Source organism: Microbacterium sp., from assembly GCF_041641055.1.
Lineage (GTDB): Bacteria > Actinomycetota > Actinomycetes > Actinomycetales > Microbacteriaceae > Microbacterium.
The window spans coordinates 19,774-43,106 of sequence record NZ_JBEPZB010000015.1; the positions used below are offsets into that span (position 1 = coordinate 19,774).

Sequence of the window (23,333 nt, forward strand, 5' to 3'; positions counted from 1 at the left end):
GCGCATTCCGCTGCGGTCGGACGCTTCCGGTCCCCAGCCCGGAAGTCGCGCCCGCCTTCGGGGGAGGGCGCAGGCCTGCGATGAGTCGACACCGAGCCATCTCCCCAGGATGACGTCGGCCATCGCAGGCCGCGAGCGCAGAGGTCCCGTCGAAGCGCGGACCGGGTAGGCGAACGGGATCAGGAGAGCCGCGCGTCGCCTCCTCGGACGAGGCGACCGCGGAGACGAAGGGGGAGCGTTGTGAACAGGGCAATCAATGGGGATCGCCGGAGCACGAGAAGGTGGAGCGGACGATTCAGGTCGGCCGCTGCGGGACTCGTGGCGGGGATTCTGGTCGCGGGCAGCCTCGTGGCGACGGGACTCGTCCTCCCGTCTTCCGCCCAGGCGGCGCCGGGTGATCCGTTCGCACCGTCGGTGCCGGTCGTGTTCATAGCCCAGGGAGTGCCCTCGCAGCTGCAGCGAGCCGAGACCTCGGGATCGGGCGAGTTCGCCTTCACTCCCGAGGGCGGTCCGGCTCCCGTCAGCTACAACGCGATCGGCTACCGCCCGGCGAACGGATACCTCTACGGCCTGGTGAACTCGAATCCCACCGCCGCACTGCCGGTCGGCTCGCTGGTGCGGATCGGTGAGGGCGGCGTCGTGACCAGGGTCGGGACCCAGATCTACGCCCACCCGGCGACCGGATCGAACCGGCTCTTCGCCGGAGCGTTCAACCCGGCCAACGGTCTGTTCTACGTCTCGGACTCGGCACCGAACACGACGGTCTTCGCCATCAACGCCACGACCGGTGCGATCGCCCAGACGATCAACCTCGGTCAGGCGCCCGGAGTGCAGGACTTCACCTTCGCCGGCGGATTCGCCTGGGGCGCGAACAACCTGGGAGATGTCCGTCGGTTCGACTTCGCGACGGGCACCGTCACCACCTTCCCGGGCGTCGTCCCCCCGGCAGCCGGCGGCTACGGCGGTGCGTGGACCTTCGGCAACGGCAACCTCGGGTTCTCTGACAATGTCAGCGGCGATGTCGTGCAGCTGCGGATCGAGAACGGCGCGACTGCCACCCCGACGTTCTCCGTCGTGTCGGTCGTGCCGGGCCCGCCGTCATCCATCAACGACGGCACGTCGATCCCCGGACTCCCCGCAGACCTGGCCATCGTCAAGACCGGACCGGCGACGTACCAACCGGGCGATCGCATCAGCTACTCGGTGACGGTCACGAACAACGGGGCAGGGACCTCGAGCGGATGGACCGTGAGCGACACCCTGCCGGCGGGACTGAGCAACCCCTCGGTGGCGGGAGACGTCTCCTCGACGGTCGTCGGGAACACGGTGACGGCGAGCGGCGGTCGGCTCGACCCCGGCGAGGCCGTCACCTTCACGATCGAGGCGGACTCGAGCGCGACCCCCGGTGCCTGCATCGCGAACACGGCATCCGTCCTCGGCAACGAGGCCGATCCGGTCGCCGGCAACAACCAGTCCACGACCACCGCCTGCGATCTGCAGCTGAGCGTCACCAAGACCTCGGATGCCACGGCCGACACCCGCGTCGGCGATGTGGTCACCTACACCGTGACGGCCACGAACACGGGAGCGGGCGACTACACCGCCGCCAACCCGGCGGTCGTCTTCGACGACCTCACCGGCGTCCTCGACGACGCGGCGTACAACGACGACGCGGTCGCGAGTGCTGCCGGTGACCTTGCCTACGCGCAGCCACTGCTCTCGTGGTCCGGCGCGTTGGCGTCCGGCGCGGCTGTGACCCTCACCTACTCCGTCACCGTGGGCACTGGCGGCGACGGTGCCGCCCGTAACGTCGCGTGGCAGCCGAACGATCCGGACGACCCGGTCACCCCGGCGTGCGACCCCGCAGCGGGCGGAGTGGATGCCGTGACGGGAGAGCCCTGCGCGGTCGAGCAGTACGTGCTCCCTCGCCTGACGATCGACAAGTCGGCGGACCGCTCGGATCTGCCCGCGATCGGAGAGACCGTCACCTACACCGTGACCATCACGAACCCCGGCCCCGGCGCGTACACCGTGGCCGCGCCGGCCACGGCGACCGACGACCTGTCCGCGGTGCTGGACGACGCGACCTTCGACGATGCATCGCTGTCGGCGTCGACGGGCACGGTGACGCGCACCGGAGACACCGTGTCGTGGTCCGGCGCTCTGGCCTCCGGCGCGTCCGCGACGATCACGTACTCGGTGACCTATACGGGCGACGGCGATCAGGTCCTGCGCAACTCGGCGTGCGTGCCGGTCGAGGACACTCTCTCCGGCTCGCCGAGCTGCGACGTCGTCCGGATCCCGGGCGCCGCGCTCACGCAGTGGAAGACGGCGACGCCGTCATCCGATCCGGTGATCGCAGGGTCGACCATCACCTACACGCTCTTCTTCGACAACGACGGGCAGACGGCGGCGACCATCGATGCCGTGGACGACCTGACGTTCGTCCTCGATGACGCGACGGTCACGACAGAGCCGTCGTCGCCGGACGGACTCACCGCGAGCCGCACCGGAGCCGAGATCAGCATCACGGGTTCGGTGCCGGTGGGGGCGACCTACACCGTCGTGTACACCGTGACCGTGCTGCCGGACGACGAGCGTGCGGACAGCGTCGCGACGAACTTCCTCCTCGCACCCGGTGAGGATCCTCCGGCGGACGGCGAATGCACGCCCGTCGACGCGCAGGAGCCGAACTGCACCTCGACCCCCATCACCGGCGTCAGCTACTCGAAGTCGGTGCAGTCGTCCGACACCCCGGCCCGCACGGGCACCGAGCTGACCTACACGGTGACCGTCACGAACACCGGTGCCACCGCCGTCGACGTGCTGAGGGACGACGATCTGAGCGAGGTCCTCGATGACGCGACCCTCGCGGACGCGCCCGCATCCGACACCCCCTCGGTGACGGTCGCAGGACCGACCGACGACATCCTCAGCCTCCGCGGCACACTCGCTCCCGGCGAGGTCGCGACGATCACCTACTCGGTGACGGTGAACGCGCTGGCCGACCGGGGAGACAATCGAGCCACGAACTTCCTCGTGCCCCCCGGCACGCCTCCTGGCCCGGTGTGCGACCCCGCGACCCAGCAGTGCACCACCACACCGATCCAGGCGTACACGGTCACGAAGAGCGTCGACGTCACCTCGACCACTCCGGGCGGCGTCGTGACCTACACGGTCGTCGTGACCAATGCCGGAGAGGTCGACTACACGGCGGCGGACCCCGCCACTTTCACCGACGACCTCTCGGGGGTGCTGGACGACGCGGCCTACAACGGCGACATCACCGCAGGAGGGGCCGTGGTCGGGAACACGCTCACCTGGTCCGGCCCGCTGGCGGTGGGAGCGACCGCCACCATCACGTACTCCGTCACGGTCGATGACCCGCCGGCCGGCGACTCGGTGCTCGACAACGCCGTGGTCCCCACGGCGCCAGGCGGCGAGTGCGACCCCGACGGCGAGTGCGTCACCGCGACGCCGATCGCCTCGTTCACGCTCTCCAAGGACGTCGATGTCACATCGGCCATGCCCGGCGACACCGTCACCTACACCGTGACCGTCACGAACACCGGGCAGTCGCCGTTCACCACGGCCGCCCCGGCATCCTTCGAGGACGATCTCGCCGGGGTGCTCGATGACGCCACCTACAACGGCGACGTCTCCGCGGGCGGCACCGTGACCGGATCGGTGCTCACCTGGTCGGGTGCGCTCGCCGTGGGGGAGTCCGCGACGGTCACCTACTCGGTGACCGTGAACGATCCGATCACCGGCGACCAGGACCTGGCGAACGTCGTCACCCCGACGGCACCGGGGGGCAACTGCGAGATCGCGGCCGACTGCGTGACGAGCACGCCCGTCGCCTCGTACACGGTCGCGAAGGAGGCGAGCGCGACCTCCGCGCTGCCCGGTGACACCGTGACCTACACGGTCACGGTCACGAACACCGGCGACGTCGACTACACGGGCGCAGACCCGGCCTCCTTCACGGACGACCTCTCGGGCGTGCTCGACGATGCGGTCTACAACGACGACGTGAGCGCCGGCGGCACCGTGACCGGCAGCACGCTCACCTGGTCGGGTCCGCTCGCTGCGGGCGACTCGGTGACGGTGACCTACTCGGTCACCGTCGACGACCCGATCACGGGGGACTTCTCACTGCTGAACGTCGTGACCCCGACGGGGCCCGGCGGAAGCTGCGACGACGTCTGCACCACGACGACCCCGCTCGGCTCGTTCCGCATCGTGAAGGAGACCGAGGCGACCACCGTCGTGCCCGGCGACGTCGTGACATACACGATCACCGTGACCAACGTCGGCGAGGCGGCCTACACGGCGGCCGACCCTGCGTCGTTCACCGACGATCTCTCGGCGGTGCTCGACGACGCGACCTACAACGGCGACGCGACCTCGACGACCGGCACCGGGGTGGCCTACGCCGCTCCCGTGCTGTCGTGGTCGGGCGAGCTCGCCGTCGGCGCGGTGGTGACCGTCACCTACTCCGTGACGGTGAACAGTCCGGCGACCGGCGACGCCGGCCTGTCGAACACGGTGGTGACGCCACCGGGCTCCGGCGGCAACTGCGAGCCAGGATCGACCGACCCTGCCTGCACCGCCGATGTCCCGGCGGCGGCGTTCTCGATCGAGAAGACCGCCGAACCCGCGATGGCGGAGCCCGGTGACGTCGTCACCTACACGGTGACGGTCACGAACACCGGCGGCCTCCCCTACACGGATGCGGAGCCGGCATCCTTCACGGACGACCTCTCCCGGGTGCTCGACGACTCGTCGTACAACGACGACGTGTCGGTCGGTGGCGGTGTCGCCGGTGACACCCTGACCTGGTCGGGTCCACTGGAGATCGGCGAGACGATCCAGGTCACGTACTCGGTGACGGTCGACGACCCGGTCGAAGGCGACTTCCTGCTCCGCAACGTCGTCGCGCCGGCCGCGCCGGGCGGCGAGTGCGTGCCCGACTCCTGCATCACGGAGACGCCTGTCGCGTCGTATCGGGTGCAGAAGCAGGTCGATGTGCCGAACGCGAGTGTCGGCGACGTCGTGACGTACACGGTCACCGTGACCAACACGGGCCTGGTCGCCTACACCGACGCGTCTCCGGCCGTGTTCGACGACGACCTCTCGGGAGTCCTCGATGACGCGACGTACAACGACGATGCCAGCGGCGGCGCCTTCGTCGCGGGCGATCTGATGTCGTGGACGGGAGCGCTGGCCGTCGGGGCGACGGCGACCGTCACGTATTCGGTGACGGTCAACGACCCGGTGACGGGCGACGGGCTGCTGCGCAATGCGGTGACCGCGTCAGGACCGGGCGGGTCGTGCGCGGCAGCGGCGGACTGCATCACCGAGACTCCCATCGCGACCTACCGCGTCGACAAGGACGTCTCGGCCACGAGAGCGTGGGTCGGCGACAGGATCACCTTCACGATCACGGTGACGAACACGGGAGAGGTGCCGTACACCGACACCCGCCCCGCCTCCTTCACAGACGATCTGAGCTCGGCACTCGCTGTCGGACGGTACAACGGCGATGCCAGCAACGGAGCGACCTACAGCGCGCCGACACTCAGCTGGGAGGGCGCGCTCGACGTCGGTCAGGTGGTCCGGGTCACCTACTCCGTCACGGTCACGGAGCCGGGCGACATCGTGAACGTGGTCGTGACGCCGCCGGGGTCCGGAGCGAACTGCTCGAGCGGATCCGGCGATCCCGACTGCCGGACGGTGACGACGATCTCCCCGGCCGGTCTCGCGGTCACCGGAGGCACCGTGTGGACCGCCGCCGGTCTCGGCGGGATCGCGATGCTCGTTCTCGGCCTGCTGCTGGCGCGACGTCGGCGCGGAGCACCGCGCGGCTGAGCTGCCGTGTGAGAAGAGCGGCTGGGTTCTCCTCGGGGAGATGAGGTCGACCCAGCCGCTCACGGGCACCTCCCCAGGTGCCCGGCGGCGCGTGCAGAAGTACGCGCATCTATCAAGACCTCGCGCGGTCGGAATCGTGACGCGTCGCGAGGATCTCCCGACGTCGGCCTGACGACTCTCGGCGTCGCGCGAGGTCTCTCCAAGAAATCTTCGACTGTTCGCGTCACGATCCGGCGATCCCTGTATCGGGTTGGGAGAAGGGGATCACTGTGCATACCGCTGGTGGCCCGAGGACGGCCGGAGGGCCATCAGGGATGGAGAGTTCAGGTGTCTGAACGTAACAACACGCGCCGTGCGTTGTCGCTTCTGGGAGCGACCGCACTCGGCCTGGGGGCGATGCTCAGCGCGGGCGCTGCTGCTCACGCAGCTCCTCAGGACTACGGGAACATCGATCCGGATCGCACCGGGTCGCTGACAGTGCACAAGTATCTGCACCAGGACGGTGCCGTCGAGGGCGACATCAGCCAGGCGCCGGCGCCCGGTGACTTCACCGACCCGGTGGCGGACGTCGTCTTCACGGCGTACCCGCTGCTGCAGAACGGCACGCCGCTCGACCTCAATGTCGCGTCGAGCTGGGACGGCCTGAACGCCATCACGCCGGGCGCCGCCTGTACGGCACCCGCCGGTTACACCCTGGGTGCACCGGTGGCACTGCCTGCGACGGATGCCGAGGGTACGGCCACGGTGTCGCTGCCCATCGGGGCGTACCAGGTGTGCGAGACGTCCGCGCCGGCGCAGATCATCGACCGCGCGCTCCCGTTCATCCTCACCGTGCCGATGCCGTACCAGAGCGGGTGGGTGTACGACGTGCACGCCTACCCGAAGAACGGCGAGGGCGAGATCGAGAAGACGATCGACCCGCAGCAGGACACGGGACTCGGTTCCGTCATCCGCTTCCCGGTGACCGTGCCGGTGCCGACGATGCAGCAGGAGTGGACCGGCTTCGCCATCCGCGACACGCTCGACGATCGTCTCGAGCCGGTGCCCGCGGACGACGTCGTCGTCACCGCTGACGGCGCTGCACTCGACCCGTCGTTCTACACGGTCGAGATCGTCGGACAGCAGATGACGATGAACTTCACCGCGGCCGGCATCGCGTGGCTCAACGAGGGTCCCAACGACCACGTCGGCACCGAGATCCAGGTCGTCTTCGCGGGAACGGTCGTCAGCGTCGGAAACGGCACGATCACCAACGAGGCCGAACTCTGGCCGAACAACCCGGGCTTCGACCCGGCTGTCCAGCCGCCGCTGCCCTCCAACGAGGTCAAGACCTATTGGGGCAGCCTCGAGGTGCAGAAGCGCGTCGCGGGCACGACCGGCACGCAGGGCACTCTGAACGGTGCCGTGTTCGAGGTGTACAACGCTGTCGACCCGTACGCGGCCGACTGCTCTGCGGCTGAGCCGACCGGTGCGCCGGTCGTCGTCAACGGCGAGACCGAGTTCACCTCTGCCGGCTCGGGTCTCATAACCGTTCCCGGCCTGTTCGTGAGCGACAGCGTGAACCCGGTGATCGACGCCCAGCAGCGCTGCTACGTGCTCAAGGAGACGGTCGCACCCGCGGGCTTCGTCCTTCCTGCTGACCCGTTCACCGCGGTCGCCGTGAAGATCGGCACCACGACCCCGGCTGACAACGTCGAGATCGAGAACACGCAGCAGACCGTTCCGGCTCTGCCGATGACGGGTGCCGCAGGGCAGATCGCGCTCATCACCGCAGGAATCGGTGCGCTGAGCCTGGCCGTCGGGCTGCTTCTCGTGAAGCACCGTCGTCGCGCCGAGGCGACGAACTAAGAGCACCACCCTGTACCGGACGGATGCGCAGGCATCCGTCCGGTACAGGCCATCGACCACGCGCAGATCCGGGGAGGAACGACGCGATGCTCATTCTTGAAGACGAAGCGGTCCCGCCGACAGCCGACGGCGACCCTGGTGACGGGGTCGGCTCGACCAGGTCACGGCCTCGATGGAAGCCGGGATGGCTGACCATTGCCATCACCGTCCTCGGACTCGGAGGACTCGGCGCCGGGCTGTACCCGATGACGGCCGCCTGGGTGTCGTCGTACAACCAGTCCCAGGTCATCGAGGACTACGGATCGGACGTGAAGACCGTGCATCCCGGCGCCCGCGAGCAGCTGGACGCGGCGCGGGATTACAACGACGCCCTGACCGCCGGAGCGGTGGTGCTGGGCGAGAACGCGAACATCCCGGTGGGCGAGGGCACGCTCACCGACGACTCGCTCGACTATGACCGGATCCTCAACGCGAACGCCGAGGGTCTCATGGCGCGCGTCAAGATCCCCAGCATCGACGTCGATCTGCCCGTGTTCCATGGGACCAGCGACGCCGTGCTCACCAGAGGCGCCGGCCACCTCGAGGGCTCGCACTTGCCGATCGGCGGAGACGGCACCCGCTCGGTCATCACGGCGCACCGCGGACTCGCGAACGCGACGATGTTCACCGACCTGGACAAGGTCGAGACCGGTGACCTGATCGTCGTCGAGGTCTTCGGCGAGGTCCTCGCGTACCGCGTCCGTGACATCGAGGTCATCGAACCGCAGGCCAACGGCACCATCCGTCCCGAGGAGGGTGCAGATCTGCTCACTCTCATCACCTGCACGCCGCTCGGCATCAACACGCACCGCATCGTGGTCACCGCCGAACGCGTGACGCCGGTGCCGGCGGCCGAGGAGGCCTCGGCGGGCGCACCGCCCACCATCCCGGGATTCCCGTGGTGGGCCGTCCTCGGTGGGGCGGGGCTGCTGCTCATCGCCGGCTATCTGACCACCCAGGGTTTCCGGGATGCTCGCGCACCGCAGAGCTCCGATCCGTCCGAACTCACGGACTCCAGAACTGACGACAGACTTCACGACGAATCCGTGGGGCTAGGGGGAAGCAATGAATAGGGATCATCGAACGACACCGGAGGTGGTCGGACGCAAGGCGCTCCGCCACCAGAAGAGAAGCGCCAGGCTGCGTCAGTGGATGCGCCGGGCGAGCTCCGCCGTTCTCGCCGTGGCCGTGGTCGGGGCGGGAGCACTCGTGCCCACCGCCGCCGCGGACGCGGCGACCGTGTACGAGATCGAGGGGGAATGGCAGGCGCCGGTACCGCCGCAGGTCGCCTCGGGCGACTCGCTGATCTCCGTCTGGCGTTTCAACATCAACGATGACAGTCCGGCCCCGTCCAACGATCCCGTGGACAACGTGACCGTGACGTTCACGGTGCAGAACGCGAAGTTCGTCACCATGCCGGACGTGTGTCTGACGAACGGGGTCACGCCGGCCTCATCCATCTCCGCCGACGGCACGACGCTGGTCTGCAATGTCGGCACCCGCGACCAGGGCACGGCGGAGCTGATGCTGACGGGCCTCGAGGCGAACGGCAGGACCGGCGACACCGTCACCATCACCGGCGCTGTCGGAGGCGTGGAGGCGACGCTCCCCGAGATCCCGATCGTGAACGACTTCGCCATGGACATGAAGTTCGACGGCGGGCGGCCGAAGAGCTCGACCTCGGGCGCTCTGCAGCAGCTGTCATTCCCCTGGTCGCTCCGTCACGCGCCCGGCTCCACCGCGGGTCCGAACACGGTGAGCTACGACCTGACGTTCTCGTCGACGGCGGGCAACGTGGTGACCGCTCAGACGGTGGGATGCACGCCGCAGAGCCTCGTCCAGGCCGGGCATCCGTTCTCCGGCGCGGGCCACACGGCTGCGGACACGGCTCCGTTCCCGCTGACCTGCACGCTGACGCCGACCGGCTCGAACCGGATGCGGCTCACGATCACCGGCATCGACTACTCGAAGACCCTCGACCCCAGCCTCGATTCCGGCGGCAGCGCCCTCGAGGCGGGGTGGGACGTGGTCGCGGCAGGACTGATCAACGTGCAGTTCACCTACACGTCCGGCACTCTCACGAGCATGACGGCGTCGGCACCGACCTACACGTCGCAGCAGGGCGAGACGTCGGCGGATTCCTCCGCCAACAACTCGAACTCGATCCCGTCGACCCGAGGTGAGTGGACGGGTGCGTGGGCGCTGAACACGCTCGACCCGCCGGCGCCCGGCACATTCTGGACCGACACGTACCGAACCATGGCCGGCGCGCCCGTGCGCAGCTCCTCGGCGGTGCGTCCGCCGACCGTCGGAGCCACGCAGAGCACGCAGGTGTGCAACGTCATCGACACGCGCTACGTCGTTCCGACCGCTGCGGTCGTGGGGGTTGCCGAGAACGGTGACATCACCCCGTATGCCGGCATCCAGTACATGTACTACACGGGCACCGGGACGAACAACAACCTCAACCCGGCGCACGCCAACTACAACCCGAACACCTTCGTCTGCGACGGCAACACCGGGTGGACCTCGGTCAAGCCGGCCGACATGAGCACGGTCAGGGCGGTGAAGGCGATCATCCCGCCCGCCGCCGCGCTCACCATCACGGAGCCGCTCGCTCGTCTGTTCGTGGACAGCGTCGTCAAGCCCGACGTGGCCGTCGGCCAGGACATCTGGACGTGGACCTCGTACAGCTTCACCGGCGGGACGACCTGGTTCAACCCGACCAGGACGATGAATGCCGGCGATGTGGCCGCCGGCGGAGTGGTGACCCCGGACTCCCGCTACCCGTACACCGGTGGCGGTCGTGACGTGCTGCGGATCATCGCGGCGACGCCGACCATCGTCAAGGAGGTCGACCAGAAGGAGACGATCCCCGGGGCGACGGTCAACTACACGCTGCGCTACCGCGCCGACGCGCCGATCGACACGACGATCGCCGAGGCGACGCTGCAGGACGTCCTGCCGGCGGGCATGGAGTATGTCGCCGGCAGCGCCTCGGTGGCGCCGACGACGATCTCGGGCCAGACGTTCACCTGGACCCTGTCCGATGTGCCGACCAACACCGACCTCGTGATCACCTTCAGCGCCAGGATTCCACTGGATGCAGAACCCGGTGACGTGTTCACGAACAGCGCCGCGTTCACGATCGACGGGGTCACCGCCGGGGCGAGCGCCGAGACGCGCATCCGCGACGGGGGGAGCACGATGCTCACCAAGACGGCGGCCGCCGCGAAGGTGCCGCACGTCGACGGGACGGCGGAGGACTCCTGGACCGTGCGGATCTCCTCGAAGGACACGAGGACGCAGACCTTCACCGACGTCGTCGACGTCCTTCCGTACAACGGCGACGGTCGAGGCACGAGCTTCTCGGGCAGCTATGCGCTGAGCGGCCCCGTGACGGCTGTCGCCGGAGCGACCGTCTACTACACCACGGCCGATCCGACGACGCTCGTCGACGACCCCGCGGACCCTTCGAACGGAGCGGCCGGCACGGTCAGCGGCAACACCGTCGGCTGGTCGACGACGTATGTCGCGAACGCCACGGGTGTGCGCGTCATCGGGCCCGCTCTGACGCCGTCGAGCGCGCAGGAGTTCGTGATCCCGGTGATCACGGACGGCGCGACGTATGAAGACGTCTACGTCAACCGCGCGGAGGCGCGCTCGGATCGGACCGAGCTCGTCATGCGCACGTCGAGCCGGTTCGAGATCGGCGCGGTGAACTCGGTCGCGCTCAAGAAGTACGTCCAGGATGCCGACGGTGAATGGCACGATGCCAACGACGTCGACGACTACCCGCCGCTCCACGTGGGGGACACCCTCACCTACCGCCTCGTCGTCACCAACACCGGTGATCAGACGCTCTACGACCTCGCGGTCACCGATGACAAGGTCGATCTGGCTTCCCTCGACCCGCTTCCTGCGGGGCTGGAGCCGGGCGCCATCATCGCGGAGCTGAAGCCCGGTGAGGAGAACGCGGTCGTCATCGAGTACCAGGTGCCGCTCACGGCGATGCCTGACGGCGGCCAGCTCGTGAACACCGCCTGCGTCGCCCCGGAGGACACCACGCCGCCGGCGGAGGGGGAACCGGCGCCGGTGGAGGAGTCGTGCGATCCCGCCGGGATCACAGTCCTGCCGTCGAGCCTGACGTGGGAGAAGATCGCCGCCGGCTCCGAGGTCCCGCTCGCCGGGTCCGAGTGGCAGCTCACGCCGGTCGACGCGGATGACGCACCCACCGGGACACCGCTGGACATCGTCGACTGTGTGGCCGCGGATGCGACCGGATGCACGGGCCCCGACGTCGCGCCCGAGGCCGGTGTGCTGAAGGTAGATCCTCTGGCCGAGGGTCGGTACCGCCTGGTGGAGACCAAGGCGCCCGCCGGGTACCAGCTCGATCCGACGCCGCACTACATCGATGTTCGGGGCGAGACGGCGTTCGAGAGCCCGATCGAGAACGTGCAGTCCGAGGTGCCGTCGATCCCGCTCACGGGTGGGATGGGCAGCTACCTGTTCTGGATCACAGCGGGGGCGCTTGCGGCGGCGGCTGTCGGAGGACTGCTGTGGCAGCGCCGCCGACGCACGCCGCGCGGCTAGGGAGAGCCGACCCGGCCCGGCCGCCGCTTTCGCGGCGGCCGGGCACGCGGTGATCCGCGATGGACGAAGACGTTGCGTCGCCGCGATCGCGTGGTGAAGAATCCTGAATGAAGGGGAGACCTTGTCCGATCATCCAGATGGCCCCGGTGCCCGCTCTGATGACGATCTCGTTCAACTCGTGCGCAAGGGAGACACGAAGGCGTACGGCGAACTCTGGAAGCGTCATACGGGCCCCGCGTACTCCGTCGCGCGCACTTTCGTGTCGCTCGACGCCGATGACATCGTGTCCGAGGCGTTCGCGCGCGTGCTGCGCGCCATCCAGGCCGGAGGCGGCCCGACCGCCGGGTTCCGTCCCTACCTGATCATGACCGTGCGCAACGTCGGTCGGCGGTGGTACGTGCAGCACAACACGATCAACGTCGCCGACCTCGAGGCGGAGGTGGATCCGGATGCGCGCCACGGCGAGGACTCCGTGGTCGCCGACCTCGAGAACGAGGCGACGGTCGCGGCGTTCCGGTCGTTGCCGTCGCGGTGGCAGGAAGCCCTCTGGTACAGCGAGGTCGACGGCATGAAGCCGCGCGAGATCAGTGTGCTGCTGGGTCTCGCTCCCAACGCCGTCTCCGCGCTCATCGTGCGCGCGAAACGCGGGCTGCGCGATGCGTGGATCAGCGCGCAGCTGAGTGGTGCCCGCACGGCGGAATGCGAAGCAGCGATCAAGGACATGGGTGCGTACACCCGTGGCGCCCTCTCGACGCGTGCGAACGCGACCCTCGAGCGACACCTCGCGACCTGTCCGAGCTGCCCGAAGTCCCTCGCCGAGGCGAGGAACCTCGCCAACATCGCCGTCGCCATCCTCCCCGTCGTCGCAGGGACCGCCGGTGCCGCCGGCTACCTCAGCACTCTGGATGCTCCGCCGATGTCGGCCGCCATGGCCTCCGGTGACGGCCTCGGGATGTCGGAGACTGCTGCTCCCTCACGGGCGGAGGATCGCAGGCGACGGCGGTGGTGGTTGCTGCTGATCGCGATCCTGGTGCTGGCTGCTGCGCTCGCCGCCACGGTGTGGCTGATCAACCCGCCCCCCTCCGACCCGGGCGGCTCGGAGAGCGGCGCGGACGGTGCGGTCTCCGCGCCCACGGACGGACCGACACCGACCGCTCCGGCCGAGCCGTCGGAGACGCCGACGCCGACACCGGTCGCGACGGCACAGCCCTCCCCGGATGCGGGCACGCCACCCGGCGGCCCGGGGTCACCGCAGCCCAGCGGTCCGCCGGGCGACTCGCAGAACCCGCCGGTGGATGCGCCGGCCGTACCGCCGCCCGCCCCCACCGCCTCCGTCTCGCAGCTGAACGGCAGCATGTACCCCCGGATCGGCGGGGATGACGCGGCGCCCGGTGCGCGAGTCGACGTGCTGGCCGGCGGCTCGGTGCTCGCCTCGACGACGGCGCGCAGCGACGGCTCCTGGTCCGTGCACCTGACCGATGCCGCGCCGGGCAGCCATGTCGTCGCAGCGAGGCAGGTCGTCGGAGGCGTCACCTCGGCATCCGGTTCCGGGCTGTCGTACACAGTCGGCGGCGGGCCCAGCCCGTCCAGCCCCGCCCCGGGGTCCACCGTCACAGCCTCCCGCTTCGCCTTCACGATGACCGCTCCGGCCGGAACCGTGCTCCAGCGCGAGACCGTCGGCGTCACCCCGGTGCAGACCATCCGCATCCCCTCGAGCGGGGCCTGGAAGGAGTACCTGGCCGTGCCGCCGGGCTCGCACACACTGCGACTGCGATACGCCAATCCGTCGACCGGAGACTTCGGTCCGTGGTCGAGCACGAGCTTCACCGCCCAGTAGCGCGCTTCGAGCGGCGCCGTGCCGAGACCGGGGACTTCAGGAGGGGGAGCGAGAGGCGCTCACCCCTCCTGCCCGGACCGGGTGCCGGGTTGTCCACCGACGGGGAGGTCGGTGTCTTCCGAGTGGGGATCGGAGCAAGGGGTTGGGGCCCCTTACACAAGACCAGATCCCCCTGGGTGTGGATCGTGACGTGACTTCGGCATGATTCTTCGGCGAAGGAGCCGGCGTTACGACGCGCGTCGGAGCGCCGCCCGTGCCCGCTCGGCCGCTTCGGATGCCACGCAGTAGATCGCGAGGATCAGAGACGTGATCCGCACCGAGTGGTTCAGCCACCCTCGCGCCGCGAGCGTGTTGGTCACCACTGTCTGCTCGCCCTGCGGGTCGCCGTGTCCACGCAGGCCGTCCGAGAGCCACAGCCGGGCGAGCGTCATGTCCGCCTGAGTGATGGCTCCGCCCGGGGGCACGATCGAGCACCCCTCGGCATCCATCGGGATCGCATCGATGGTGCGCAGCGCGTCGAGGGCACCCGAGAGGGCGCCACCGACGAGGTACTGACTCGTCTCACCGCGCATCAGGGCGGCCCAGGTGTCGAACGTGGCGATGTCCTGCAGGCTGAACGACTTCGCGTCCTCGGCGGTGAGGGCGCGCTGCAGTGCGCGGTAGACGTCACGGTGGTGAGCGGGAGGCGTGATCGTGGTGCTCATGGGGTCCTGACTCTCTCGATGACCTGTCTCATCCGTTACAGACCCGCCAGAGGTCGATCCGTTACGCGGATCTCCGTACTCGGCGTCACATATCCGGCCGTCGAGGGTCTGAGTAAGAGGACGTACGCACGTCACAGAGCGCACAGGAGAAGGACAGCACGGTGATATCGACATTGAGCATCTGGAACGACCTCGCCCCGCTGTTCGGGTTCCTGGGTGCGGCGGGGCTCGTGCTCGCCGTGCTGGCGGCCGTGGCCGCCGGAGTCGCCGCCGCCTTCGACCGGGCGGATGCCGTGGGCGTGAGCACGGGCGTCTGGCTGACGGGCGTGCTGCTGAGCGGTTGCGCGGGGTATGCCGGCGGATGGTGGGTGATCGGGGTCGCGCTCGCCGCGTACCCGGTGGCGCTCCTTCTGGGGGCGGTGGCGCGGATCGTCGTGCTGAACGTGAGACAGCAGCGCGATGAGGCGCTGCTGAGTGCAGGGGGAATCTCGTGACACGTCGATCGATGTGGCGACGTGGTGTCGGTGCGGTACTGGGTGCGGCGGCGGTGTGGGCGATGGTGCTCGCTCCGCAGGCTGCGGTCGCTGCGATGGAACCGGGAGCGCACTCGCCCGCGGCAGAGGTGTCGGTGTCGGTGTCGGTGTCGGTCGACGCCTCGACGATGTCGACAGCGGACACGAAGGACGCTGACGACGACACGATTCCCGATGTCGTCGAACGTGAGGTGTGCGGCATGGCGACGTGCGCGGTGGGCACGGAGGACGAGGATGCCGACGGCATCCCGGACTGGACCGAGGTGCTGTCGTGTGACAGCACGACGTGCGCGTCGGCGACGAAAGATTCCGATAAGGACGGCATCCCTGATTTCGCGGAGCGTCTGGTGTGTGACACGGACACCTGCTCGAACTCGCTCGAGGACGCGGACGGTGACCGGATCGGCGATTGGGTGGAGTTCGTCATCTGCGGCACGCGCACGTGTGCGGACGGGTCTGAGGACTACGACGGCAACGGGGTGTCGGATGCCTCCGAGCTCGCGGCGTGCGTGGTGCGCGTCGACGACCTGGCCATCACGGGTGGCCTGATCGCCTGGGGGCTCATCCTGCTGGCGGTGCTGCTGGTCGGCGGTGGCGGGGCCCTGTGGTGGTGGCGTCGGCGCCGAGCCGGCGCTGCTGACGCAGACGTCGACGCGGAGGATGTGGGCGCGGAGCTGTTCGGGGCTGACGTCTGATGTGGTTCCGGTCGCTCGCCGCCTCGACGGCGGCGGTACTCGTGCTCGGCATCGGCGCTGTCGCGCCGGCTCCGATGACGCCGGGCGAGCTGATGGAGGCCGCCCGCGCTCAGGTGCTCGAGAAGGTCTACGCGGCTGCGGGGCTCAACGCCGACGGCGAACCGGTTGACGACGACTCTGAGACGGAGGCGACGCCGACGTCGGCTCCCGCTCCGGCCGGCTCCGGAGGGGGCGCGGGCCGTGTGGTGAAGGCGGCGGCGGAGGATTCGGCCGAGACCGAACTCGCGCCCGGTGAGGAGGCGGAGGTCTCGTCGACGCAGCTCGGCGTGGCGGCGGTGTTCTCGGGGCATGAGGTCGCGGAGCCGGTCACGCTGACGCTCGCGGAGGCGCCGTCGGAGGCGCAGGCGCGGCGCAGCGCGGTGGTCGACACGTCGGGCATCGTCGTCAGCGACCCGGTGGAGATCGTGGCGCAGGATGTGGCGGGCGAGAAGGTGACCTCGTTCCCGGCCGAGCTCATCGACGTTCCCGATGACGACCCGGAGACGGGTCCGATGGTGAAGGACGTCATTCCCGGTATCACGCTGGAGTTCGACGTCAACCTCGACCGGGTGGAGGAGTCGGGGGTCGAGACTTCGACGCTGCGTATCTACACGCGTTCCACTCCGGAGGACGAGTGGGTCGAGCTGCCGTCGTATTTCGACGCCGAGACCGGCACGGTCAAGGGCGAGTCCGATCACCTGTCGCAGTTCGTCGTGATCGGTACGCCGTTCCCGGTGCCGCCAGGGCCGGTCGTGGTGCTCGACCCCGACAACGACGAGGCGTCGGTGCAGACGCCGTCACCTGCGACGGAGTTCCCGTACAACTGGCAACTCGTGCAGGGCGTGAAGGCGTACCTCGAGCAGCAGTGCCGCGCGCGCGTCGTGGTCACCCGTCCCGCGGGCGTCCCGTACGTCACTCGCGAACTGCGCGCACAAGTGGCTGCGAATGCGAACCCGGTCGCGACCGTCGGGTTCGGGTTCAACGCGTGGAAGGGCCATGGGTGGGGCACGGCGTCTGAGGGCGGCACCATCGGGTTCTCCCGTGGTTCCGGGGCCGACAACGCGCTGCGGGACTCGTTCGTTTCGCAGATGCCGGCGTACACGGGCCGCCCGGCCGAGGCGCAGGCGTCGACGAGCAACTTCCCGTTCGCGGAGTACAGCGGTCTGCCAGGGGCGTACGCGCATATCGAGACGCTGTTCCTCGACCACAACTACGACCGTCCGGTCATCGACAACGGGTTCCGGTCGATCGTCGACGGTGCGTTCCGCAGTCTCGGCGGGTACCTCGAGGGAGCCGGGTTCGACTGCACCGACCCCGTCGTGGGCGGATGGCCGTCACCGCCGTCGAAGGCGGAGCTCGCCCGGTGGCGCCACCTGGGGTATCAGAACTACCAGACGTACGGTGCTGACCCTGTGTCGTTCTCGACGGGCAACCTGGTGGAGTCGTTCCCGCTGTTCGAGCTGACCGGTCGTGGTGAGCAGTCCCTCGCGGCGACGCTCGTCTACAACGCGCAGGACGGGCGGCTCTCGCGGGTCGGTGCGGGCTGGACGTTCGGGCTCGGCGCCCGAGCGCAACGCTTCGACGACGATTCCGTGATGGTCGTGCGGGGCGACGGCGCCTCCTTCGTGTTCACCCCAGATGGAAACGGCGGATACGAGGGCGAGGACGGTCTTGGCCTGACGCTCACAGAAGCAGGCGTTGGGCAATTGCAACTGGACAGCGACACGGGCGAGTCGTGGGTGTTCGATGCGGCTGATGTGTGGGGCATCGGTGAGCTCGTGCGTCACGTGGACAGGCAGGGTAACGCGACGACGCTGACGTATGGGGCTGCGAATCGGGACGTGCATCAGTTCACGCCGCTGACCTCCATCACGGATGCCGCGGGCCAGAAGGTCACGGTGACGACTGACGGCGTCGGGCGTATCACGGCGTTCGCGCTGCCTGATGGGCGTACCTGGAAGCTGGCGTACAACGCCGCGGGCGACCTGGTGAGTCTCACGGGCGCCGATGGTGCGGTGAAGACGTTCACGTACGACGCCGCACACCGGATGCTGACGGCGACCGACGCTGCGGGCGTGACGTATCTCGTGAACGAGTACGACAAGGCGGGACGTGTTGTGCGTCAGATCGATGCGGACGAGAACGTCCGCATGTTCGAGTACGGCGACGGTGAGACGGTCTACACCGACAACGAGGGCACGGAGACGGTCTTCGCGTATGACAAGAAGTCCCGCATCATCGGCATCACCAACGCCGCCGGCGACGACGCCTCGTGGGAGTTCGACGACACCGGCAACGTCACTGAGCACACGGATGAAGCCGGTCGCACCTGGAAGTATGCGTACGACGACGACGGGAATCTCACGAAGGAGACCGACCCGACTGGCGCGGTGACGGAGTACACCTACACCGCGGGCGGGGACGTCGAGACGGTCACGGACCTCGACGGCGACCGCACCGAGACCAGCGTCTACAACGCCCAGGGCCTCATCACTGAGGTGCAGCAGGCCGATGGGACCACGCTCGGGTTCGAGTACAACACTGCGGGGGACCTGACGCGCAGCATCCAGCCTTCGGGCTCAGCGACCACGTATGCGTACGACGGCCGCGGCAATCTGGTGTCCTCGACCGACCCGCTCGGGCGGGTGACGACGTTCGCGTATGACGCGAGCAATCGGCTCGTCTCGGTCACCGATCCGGCCGGTGGCACGACGGCGTTCGGCTGGGATGCCGCAGACCGGCTGGTCACCTCGACGGATGCCGAGGGCGGCGTCACGACCTACGCGTACGACGCGAACGGCCAGCTGACCTCGGCGACAGACCCGGTCGGCGCCGTCACCACGTATGAGTGGGATGCTCTGGCCCGGATGGTGTCGGTGACCGACCCCGAGGGCGGCACGACCTCGTTCGCGTACGACACCGAAGACAACCTGACCGGGAGCGTGGACCCCGAGGGCGGCACGACGACGTTCCTCCTCGACGACACGTACCGCACGGTCGGCATCGTCGACCCCAACGGCGGGGAGTGGGAGCACGCCAACGACCCCACCGGCATCCTCACCGAATCGACCGACCCGCTCGCGGCCGCGACCTCCTTCGACGTCGACGAGCTCGGACGCCCCACGACCACGACGGATGCCACCGGCGTCACCGCGTCGGTGACGTACGACAGCGCCGGGCGAGTGGTGACCGAGAAGGATGCCGCCGGAGGTGTCACGACCTACACGTACGACCTGATGGACCGCGTGACCAAGGTCACCGACCCCGCCGGATTCGAAACCGAGTACCTCTACGACATCGACGGATACCTGGTCGGCATCATCGACCGCAACGGCAACCCGACCCTGTACGAGGTCGATGCGGCAGGACAGGTGCTCACCGAGACCGACGCCACCGGCGCGGTCACGACCTTCGAGTACGACCCGGCCGGACGCATCACGAGCGTCCTCGACGCCGACGGGCGCGTCACCGCGTTCGAGTACGACCGCAACGGGCAGGAGACCGCCGTGGTCGCCCCTGGCGGTGCACGCACCGAGTACGCCTATGACGCCGCGGGCCGCCTCGTGTCGACCACTGATCCGCTCGGCGCCGTCACGACCTACGCGTATGACAAGGCGTCGCGCATCGTCACCGTCACGGATGCACTCGGCGCGGTCAACACCTATGCCTACGACAAGGCCGGCCGGCAGACGTCGACCACCGATCCTCGCGGTGAGGTCACCGCGTTCGCGTACGACCCTGCCGGTCAGCTCGTCGCCGTCACCGAGGGGTTCGCGCCCGACGCATCCGCCTCCGCCGACACGAACGTGGTCACCGAATACGCGTACACCCCCACGGGGTTGCTGGAGAAGATCACGAACCCGCTCGACGCGGTGACGAGCTTCGCCTATGACCCCGCCGGTCGCCCCACCCAGGAGACCGGACCCACCGGTATCACGACGAACACCTCGTACGACGATGCGGGGCGCGTGGCACGGGTGTCGAACCCGATGGGCCTGGTCGCCTCGTACGCGTACGACAAGCGCAGCGACGTCAAGACTCTGACGCGCGCGGACGGCGACGTGTCGTTCGAGTACGACGGCGAGCAGCAGCCGATCGTGATGGACGACCCCACCGGCACGACCGGGTGGATCTACGACGAGGTCGGGCGCCTGTTGGAGCAGGTCGACACGAACGATCAGACGCTCACGACCACCTACACCGCGGCAGGGTTGCGGGAGTCGCTCACCTACCCGGATGGCACGACCACCGCGTACACGTTCGATGCGGCAGGGAACCCGGTCACGCAGACCACGCCCGAGGGTGAGCTGGGGTACTCGTGGGATGCCAGCAACCGGCTCACCGGTATCACGCGTCCGAACCAGGTGACGACGTCGATGACGTATGACGCTGTCGGGCAGGTCACCCAAGTGCTGCACGAGACCCCGCAGCCGGAGGAAGCGCCGGTCGTTGCGCCGGAGCCGGTGGTGCCGTTGCAGATGGATGCCGAGCAGTGCCGCGCGATCGACGGATACCTCGCCGACCGTGACACCCCGACCGCGGGCGGGCAGAAGCCGTGCGTGAAGACGTGGGACTACCTGGAGCGGCGGTCGCTCCCCGACCCGGTGTCGCCGGTGCCCGCGGGTGCGGCGTTGCAGTACGACTACGAATACGACCCGGCCGGGAACGTCACCGACACGGTCCGCACCATCACGGGACCCGCGATCGCGGACCCGGCGCCGACCGACCCCGAGGCGCCTGTCGAGGAGCCGAGCGAGGAGCCGGTGGGTGAGGAGCCGGTCGTTCCGGCGCCGGAAGTCGTGGAACCTGAGGTCCTGTCGCACGCGTTCGCGTATGACCGGATCGGGCGGCTCGCCTCGTCGGAGGATTCCGACGGGGAGGTCAACGAGTACGGGTATGACGCGGCCGGTAACCGCACCGCGTGGGCAGTCACCGGAGCCGAGGCAGGGGACTCTGCCCTGACGGCGACGTTCAACCCGGCAGGTCAGCTCACCGGGACGACGACCACGGGAGCGAACGCGGGATCCGCGTCCTACAGCTTTGATGGTGCGGGGAACAGGTCCTCGCAGACCGTGAACGGGATGACGACATCCTTCGGTCACGACCCCGCCGGCAGGCTGCTGTCGACCCAGGCGGATGGCCGGTCGACGTCGTATGCGTATGACGGGTTGGATCGTCGCACGAGCATGACCGACCAGACCCCGCACGGGACGGACACGACCACCACGGCGTGGGACGGGCTCGAGCCCGCCGCGACCGACAGCGACCTCCACGGGGACACGAGCCTGTTCCGTGACCCGGTCGGCGCCGTCGCATACCAAGACGGCCCTGACGCCAACAGGTGGGTGCTGGGGGATCAGCGCAACGCGACCGCAACCGCGGGCGCGAACGGGCAGATCACCGACCTGGTGAACTATGCGGACTTCGGTGGCGCGGAGTATGAGTCCACGGGGTGGGCATCCCTGGTCGGTAATGACCAGCAGCCCGGTGACCCCACCCTCGGCCTGGACAACTACTACGCCCGTGACTACGACCCCACGACCGGATCTTGGGTGCAGCCCGATGACTGGCGTGGACTGCTCGTGCGCCCGCAGTCGGTGAACCGGTACTCGTACATCGAGAACACCCCGGTGTCCTTCAGCGACGACCTCGGCTACGTCATCAGCTACATGCGCATGCGTGAGAGCGGTGGGGGCAGTTCGACTGTGGCGCGGAACACGGCGAAAGCCTGGGCTGCAGCGAGCGTCAGCATCTTCAACGGGGGCGTCGCCGCAGCTGCGGTGCAGGTGGCGAAGCTGCTGCGCGGTGGTGGAGATCGCGCGTCGGATGACCGCGGTGGGCGTGACACCCGGGTGAAGTCGGTGAAGTCTCCCGAAGATCGTCAGACGCATCTCGCTGACCGGCATAAGAAGCCGCCTCGGTCATCGGATCCGTGGGGTGATTTCTGGGGTGGGGTGTCGAAGGCGGCAGCCGATGTGGGCAAGATCATCACCGACAACCCGATCGCTCAGGCGGCGTTGACCGCGTGCGGGTTCGTGCCTGGTGCGGTGTCTGCTGCGTGTGGGGCGGTCGAGGCCTCCGCGTGCGCGGTGCAGGGCCGCTACGGTGACGCGGCTGTCGCGCTCGGTGCGGGGTTGCTCGGACCCGCGGGCCGACTCGGCAAGCTCGCCGCCCAAGGCGGCAAGGCCGCCGCCGCAGCCCGCGGAGCAAACAACACGGCGAACGCAGCGCCGACAGTGACGTTCAGCCGGAGTCGCGCTCCGGGACTTGCAGGCAACTTCGACACTGCGGTGGCGAACGGCGCGCCGACCAGCTTGACGAGGGTTGGTGACGCCACGCGTAAGGCTAACCGTCGTGATGCGTTGCGTGGCCATGCTCGCGCACCTGTCGGGCAGTCGCTGGACGAGTATCCGTTTGCTTGTTCGGCCCAGGGCGGCTGTGGCTCGTTCATCCGGTCGGTTCCGGTTGGTGAGCAGAACTATCAGGGCGGGGTCCTGAGCCAGTTCTTCCAGAGATCCGGCGTGCAGCCAGGAGACCCCTTCAACGTTATGTTCGGACCATGATGATTGACGATCCTTCTGTGTCGCTGACCACGATTGAATCGGCATTGCGACGGCTTGACCGAGAGGCCCTGTTGGAGTCGCTGCAGGGTGGCCTCGTGGCAGATGCTGTGAAGGCCACGCTCGACTCGATTGGCTTGCGATCCACGCCCGAATTGGAGGCTATGTACGGCTGGCGCAACGGGACCGCAGCCGACAGCCCGGCAAGCCTCGATGACATCCAGCTGTTCCCTGGCTTTCATTTGCTGTCGCTGGAAGACGCCGTCACGAACTATCGGGCTTTCGTCACCGACGAGCGCTGGACGCCGGGTTGGCTGCCGATATTCGCCAACGGTGGGGGCGACTTCTACGTTGTGGACAGCAGCCCGACGGGAGCTGGAGCGGTGCGTCACTTTTGGATCGATGAGGTGCAGCATCCGATCGAATTCTTGTCGTTGAGAGCGATGCTGGCGACTCTGGCGGCGGGCTTCGAACGTGGGATCTTCTACGTCGACCCCAGCGGATACCTGGAGATGGACGACCTCGTCTTCGGCGGGTTGGCGTCCGAGCTGAATCCCGGTGTCGCCTACTGGCGTGCGTTGACGTGACTTGCCAGACGGTGCGGAGAGCATGCA

The 23,333-nt window shown here is 68.7% G+C and carries 10 protein-coding genes; 9 read left to right on the forward strand and 1 reads right to left on the reverse strand.

Annotated features, from left to right (window positions below; all coding sequences use genetic code 11):
• The first annotated feature begins 318 nt into the window (after positions 1 to 318).
• From ACESK8_RS10910 to ACESK8_RS10930, 5 genes are all read left to right on the forward strand, one after another.
• Positions 319 to 5,871 carry a hypothetical protein gene (locus ACESK8_RS10910; protein ID WP_372968613.1) on the forward strand — a complete coding sequence of 1,851 codons (5,553 nt, stop codon included), beginning with the start codon at positions 319 to 321 and terminating at the stop codon, positions 5,869 to 5,871.
• Positions 5,872 to 6,198: 327 nt separating this feature from the next.
• Complete coding sequence (locus tag ACESK8_RS10915) at positions 6,199 to 7,719, forward strand: SpaH/EbpB family LPXTG-anchored major pilin (protein WP_372968614.1); 1,521 nt, start codon at positions 6,199 to 6,201, stop codon at positions 7,717 to 7,719.
• 86 nt (positions 7,720 to 7,805) lie between these two features.
• On the forward strand, positions 7,806 to 8,831 hold the full coding sequence (locus tag ACESK8_RS10920) for a class C sortase (protein ID WP_372968615.1): 1,026 nt from the start codon (positions 7,806 to 7,808) through the stop codon (positions 8,829 to 8,831).
• Complete coding sequence (locus ACESK8_RS10925) at positions 8,824 to 12,351, forward strand: SpaA isopeptide-forming pilin-related protein (RefSeq protein ID WP_372968616.1); 3,528 nt, start codon at positions 8,824 to 8,826, stop codon at positions 12,349 to 12,351. Before ACESK8_RS10920 ends, ACESK8_RS10925 begins: the two co-directional genes overlap by 8 nt.
• A gap of 178 nt (positions 12,352 to 12,529) precedes the next feature.
• Complete coding sequence (locus ACESK8_RS10930) at positions 12,530 to 14,188, forward strand: sigma-70 family RNA polymerase sigma factor (RefSeq protein WP_372968617.1); 1,659 nt, start codon at positions 12,530 to 12,532, stop codon at positions 14,186 to 14,188.
• A 227-nt stretch (positions 14,189 to 14,415) separates the two neighbouring features.
• Here ACESK8_RS10930 and ACESK8_RS10935 read toward each other — a convergent pair whose 3' ends face one another.
• Complete coding sequence (locus ACESK8_RS10935; protein ID WP_372968618.1) at positions 14,416 to 14,892, reverse strand: hypothetical protein; 477 nt, start codon at positions 14,890 to 14,892, stop codon at positions 14,416 to 14,418.
• 161 nt (positions 14,893 to 15,053) lie between these two features.
• On the opposite strand from ACESK8_RS10935, the gene ACESK8_RS10940 reads away from it, so the two are divergent.
• Genes ACESK8_RS10940 through ACESK8_RS10955 form a run of 4 tightly spaced genes read left to right on the forward strand, consistent with a single transcriptional unit; the run spans position 15,054 to position 23,306 of the window.
• Positions 15,054 to 15,386: a hypothetical protein gene (locus ACESK8_RS10940; RefSeq protein ID WP_372968619.1), complete on the forward strand. Its 333-nt coding sequence runs from the start codon at positions 15,054 to 15,056 to the stop codon at positions 15,384 to 15,386.
• Entirely contained in the window at positions 15,383 to 16,120 is a 738-nt protein-coding gene (locus ACESK8_RS10945) for a hypothetical protein (protein ID WP_372968620.1), read from the forward strand. Before ACESK8_RS10940 ends, ACESK8_RS10945 begins: the two co-directional genes overlap by 4 nt.
• A complete protein-coding gene (locus tag ACESK8_RS10950; RefSeq protein WP_372968621.1) occupies positions 16,120 to 22,722 on the forward strand; it encodes a NucA/NucB deoxyribonuclease domain-containing protein in 6,603 nt (2,200 codons plus the stop codon). The genes ACESK8_RS10945 and ACESK8_RS10950 overlap by 1 nt, the downstream gene beginning before the upstream one ends.
• A complete protein-coding gene (locus ACESK8_RS10955; protein WP_372968622.1) occupies positions 22,719 to 23,306 on the forward strand; it encodes a hypothetical protein in 588 nt (195 codons plus the stop codon). The genes ACESK8_RS10950 and ACESK8_RS10955 overlap by 4 nt, the downstream gene beginning before the upstream one ends.
• Positions 23,307 to 23,333: the final 27 nt, after the last annotated feature.

What these genes read in the sequence shown, in the direction of transcription:
- ACESK8_RS10920 (WP_372968615.1), top strand. Translation starts at nt 7,806, where the DNA reads ATGCTCATTCTTGAAGACGAAGCGGTCCCGCCGACAGCCGACGGCGAC.
- ACESK8_RS10925 (WP_372968616.1), top strand. Translation starts at nt 8,824, where the DNA reads ATGAATAGGGATCATCGAACGACACCGGAGGTGGTCGGACGCAAGGCG.
- ACESK8_RS10935 (WP_372968618.1), bottom strand. Translation starts at nt 14,892, where the DNA reads ATGAGCACCACGATCACGCCTCCCGCTCACCACCGTGACGTCTACCGC.
- ACESK8_RS10950 (WP_372968621.1), top strand. Translation starts at nt 16,120, where the DNA reads ATGTGGTTCCGGTCGCTCGCCGCCTCGACGGCGGCGGTACTCGTGCTC.
- ACESK8_RS10955 (WP_372968622.1), top strand. Translation starts at nt 22,719, where the DNA reads ATGATGATTGACGATCCTTCTGTGTCGCTGACCACGATTGAATCGGCA.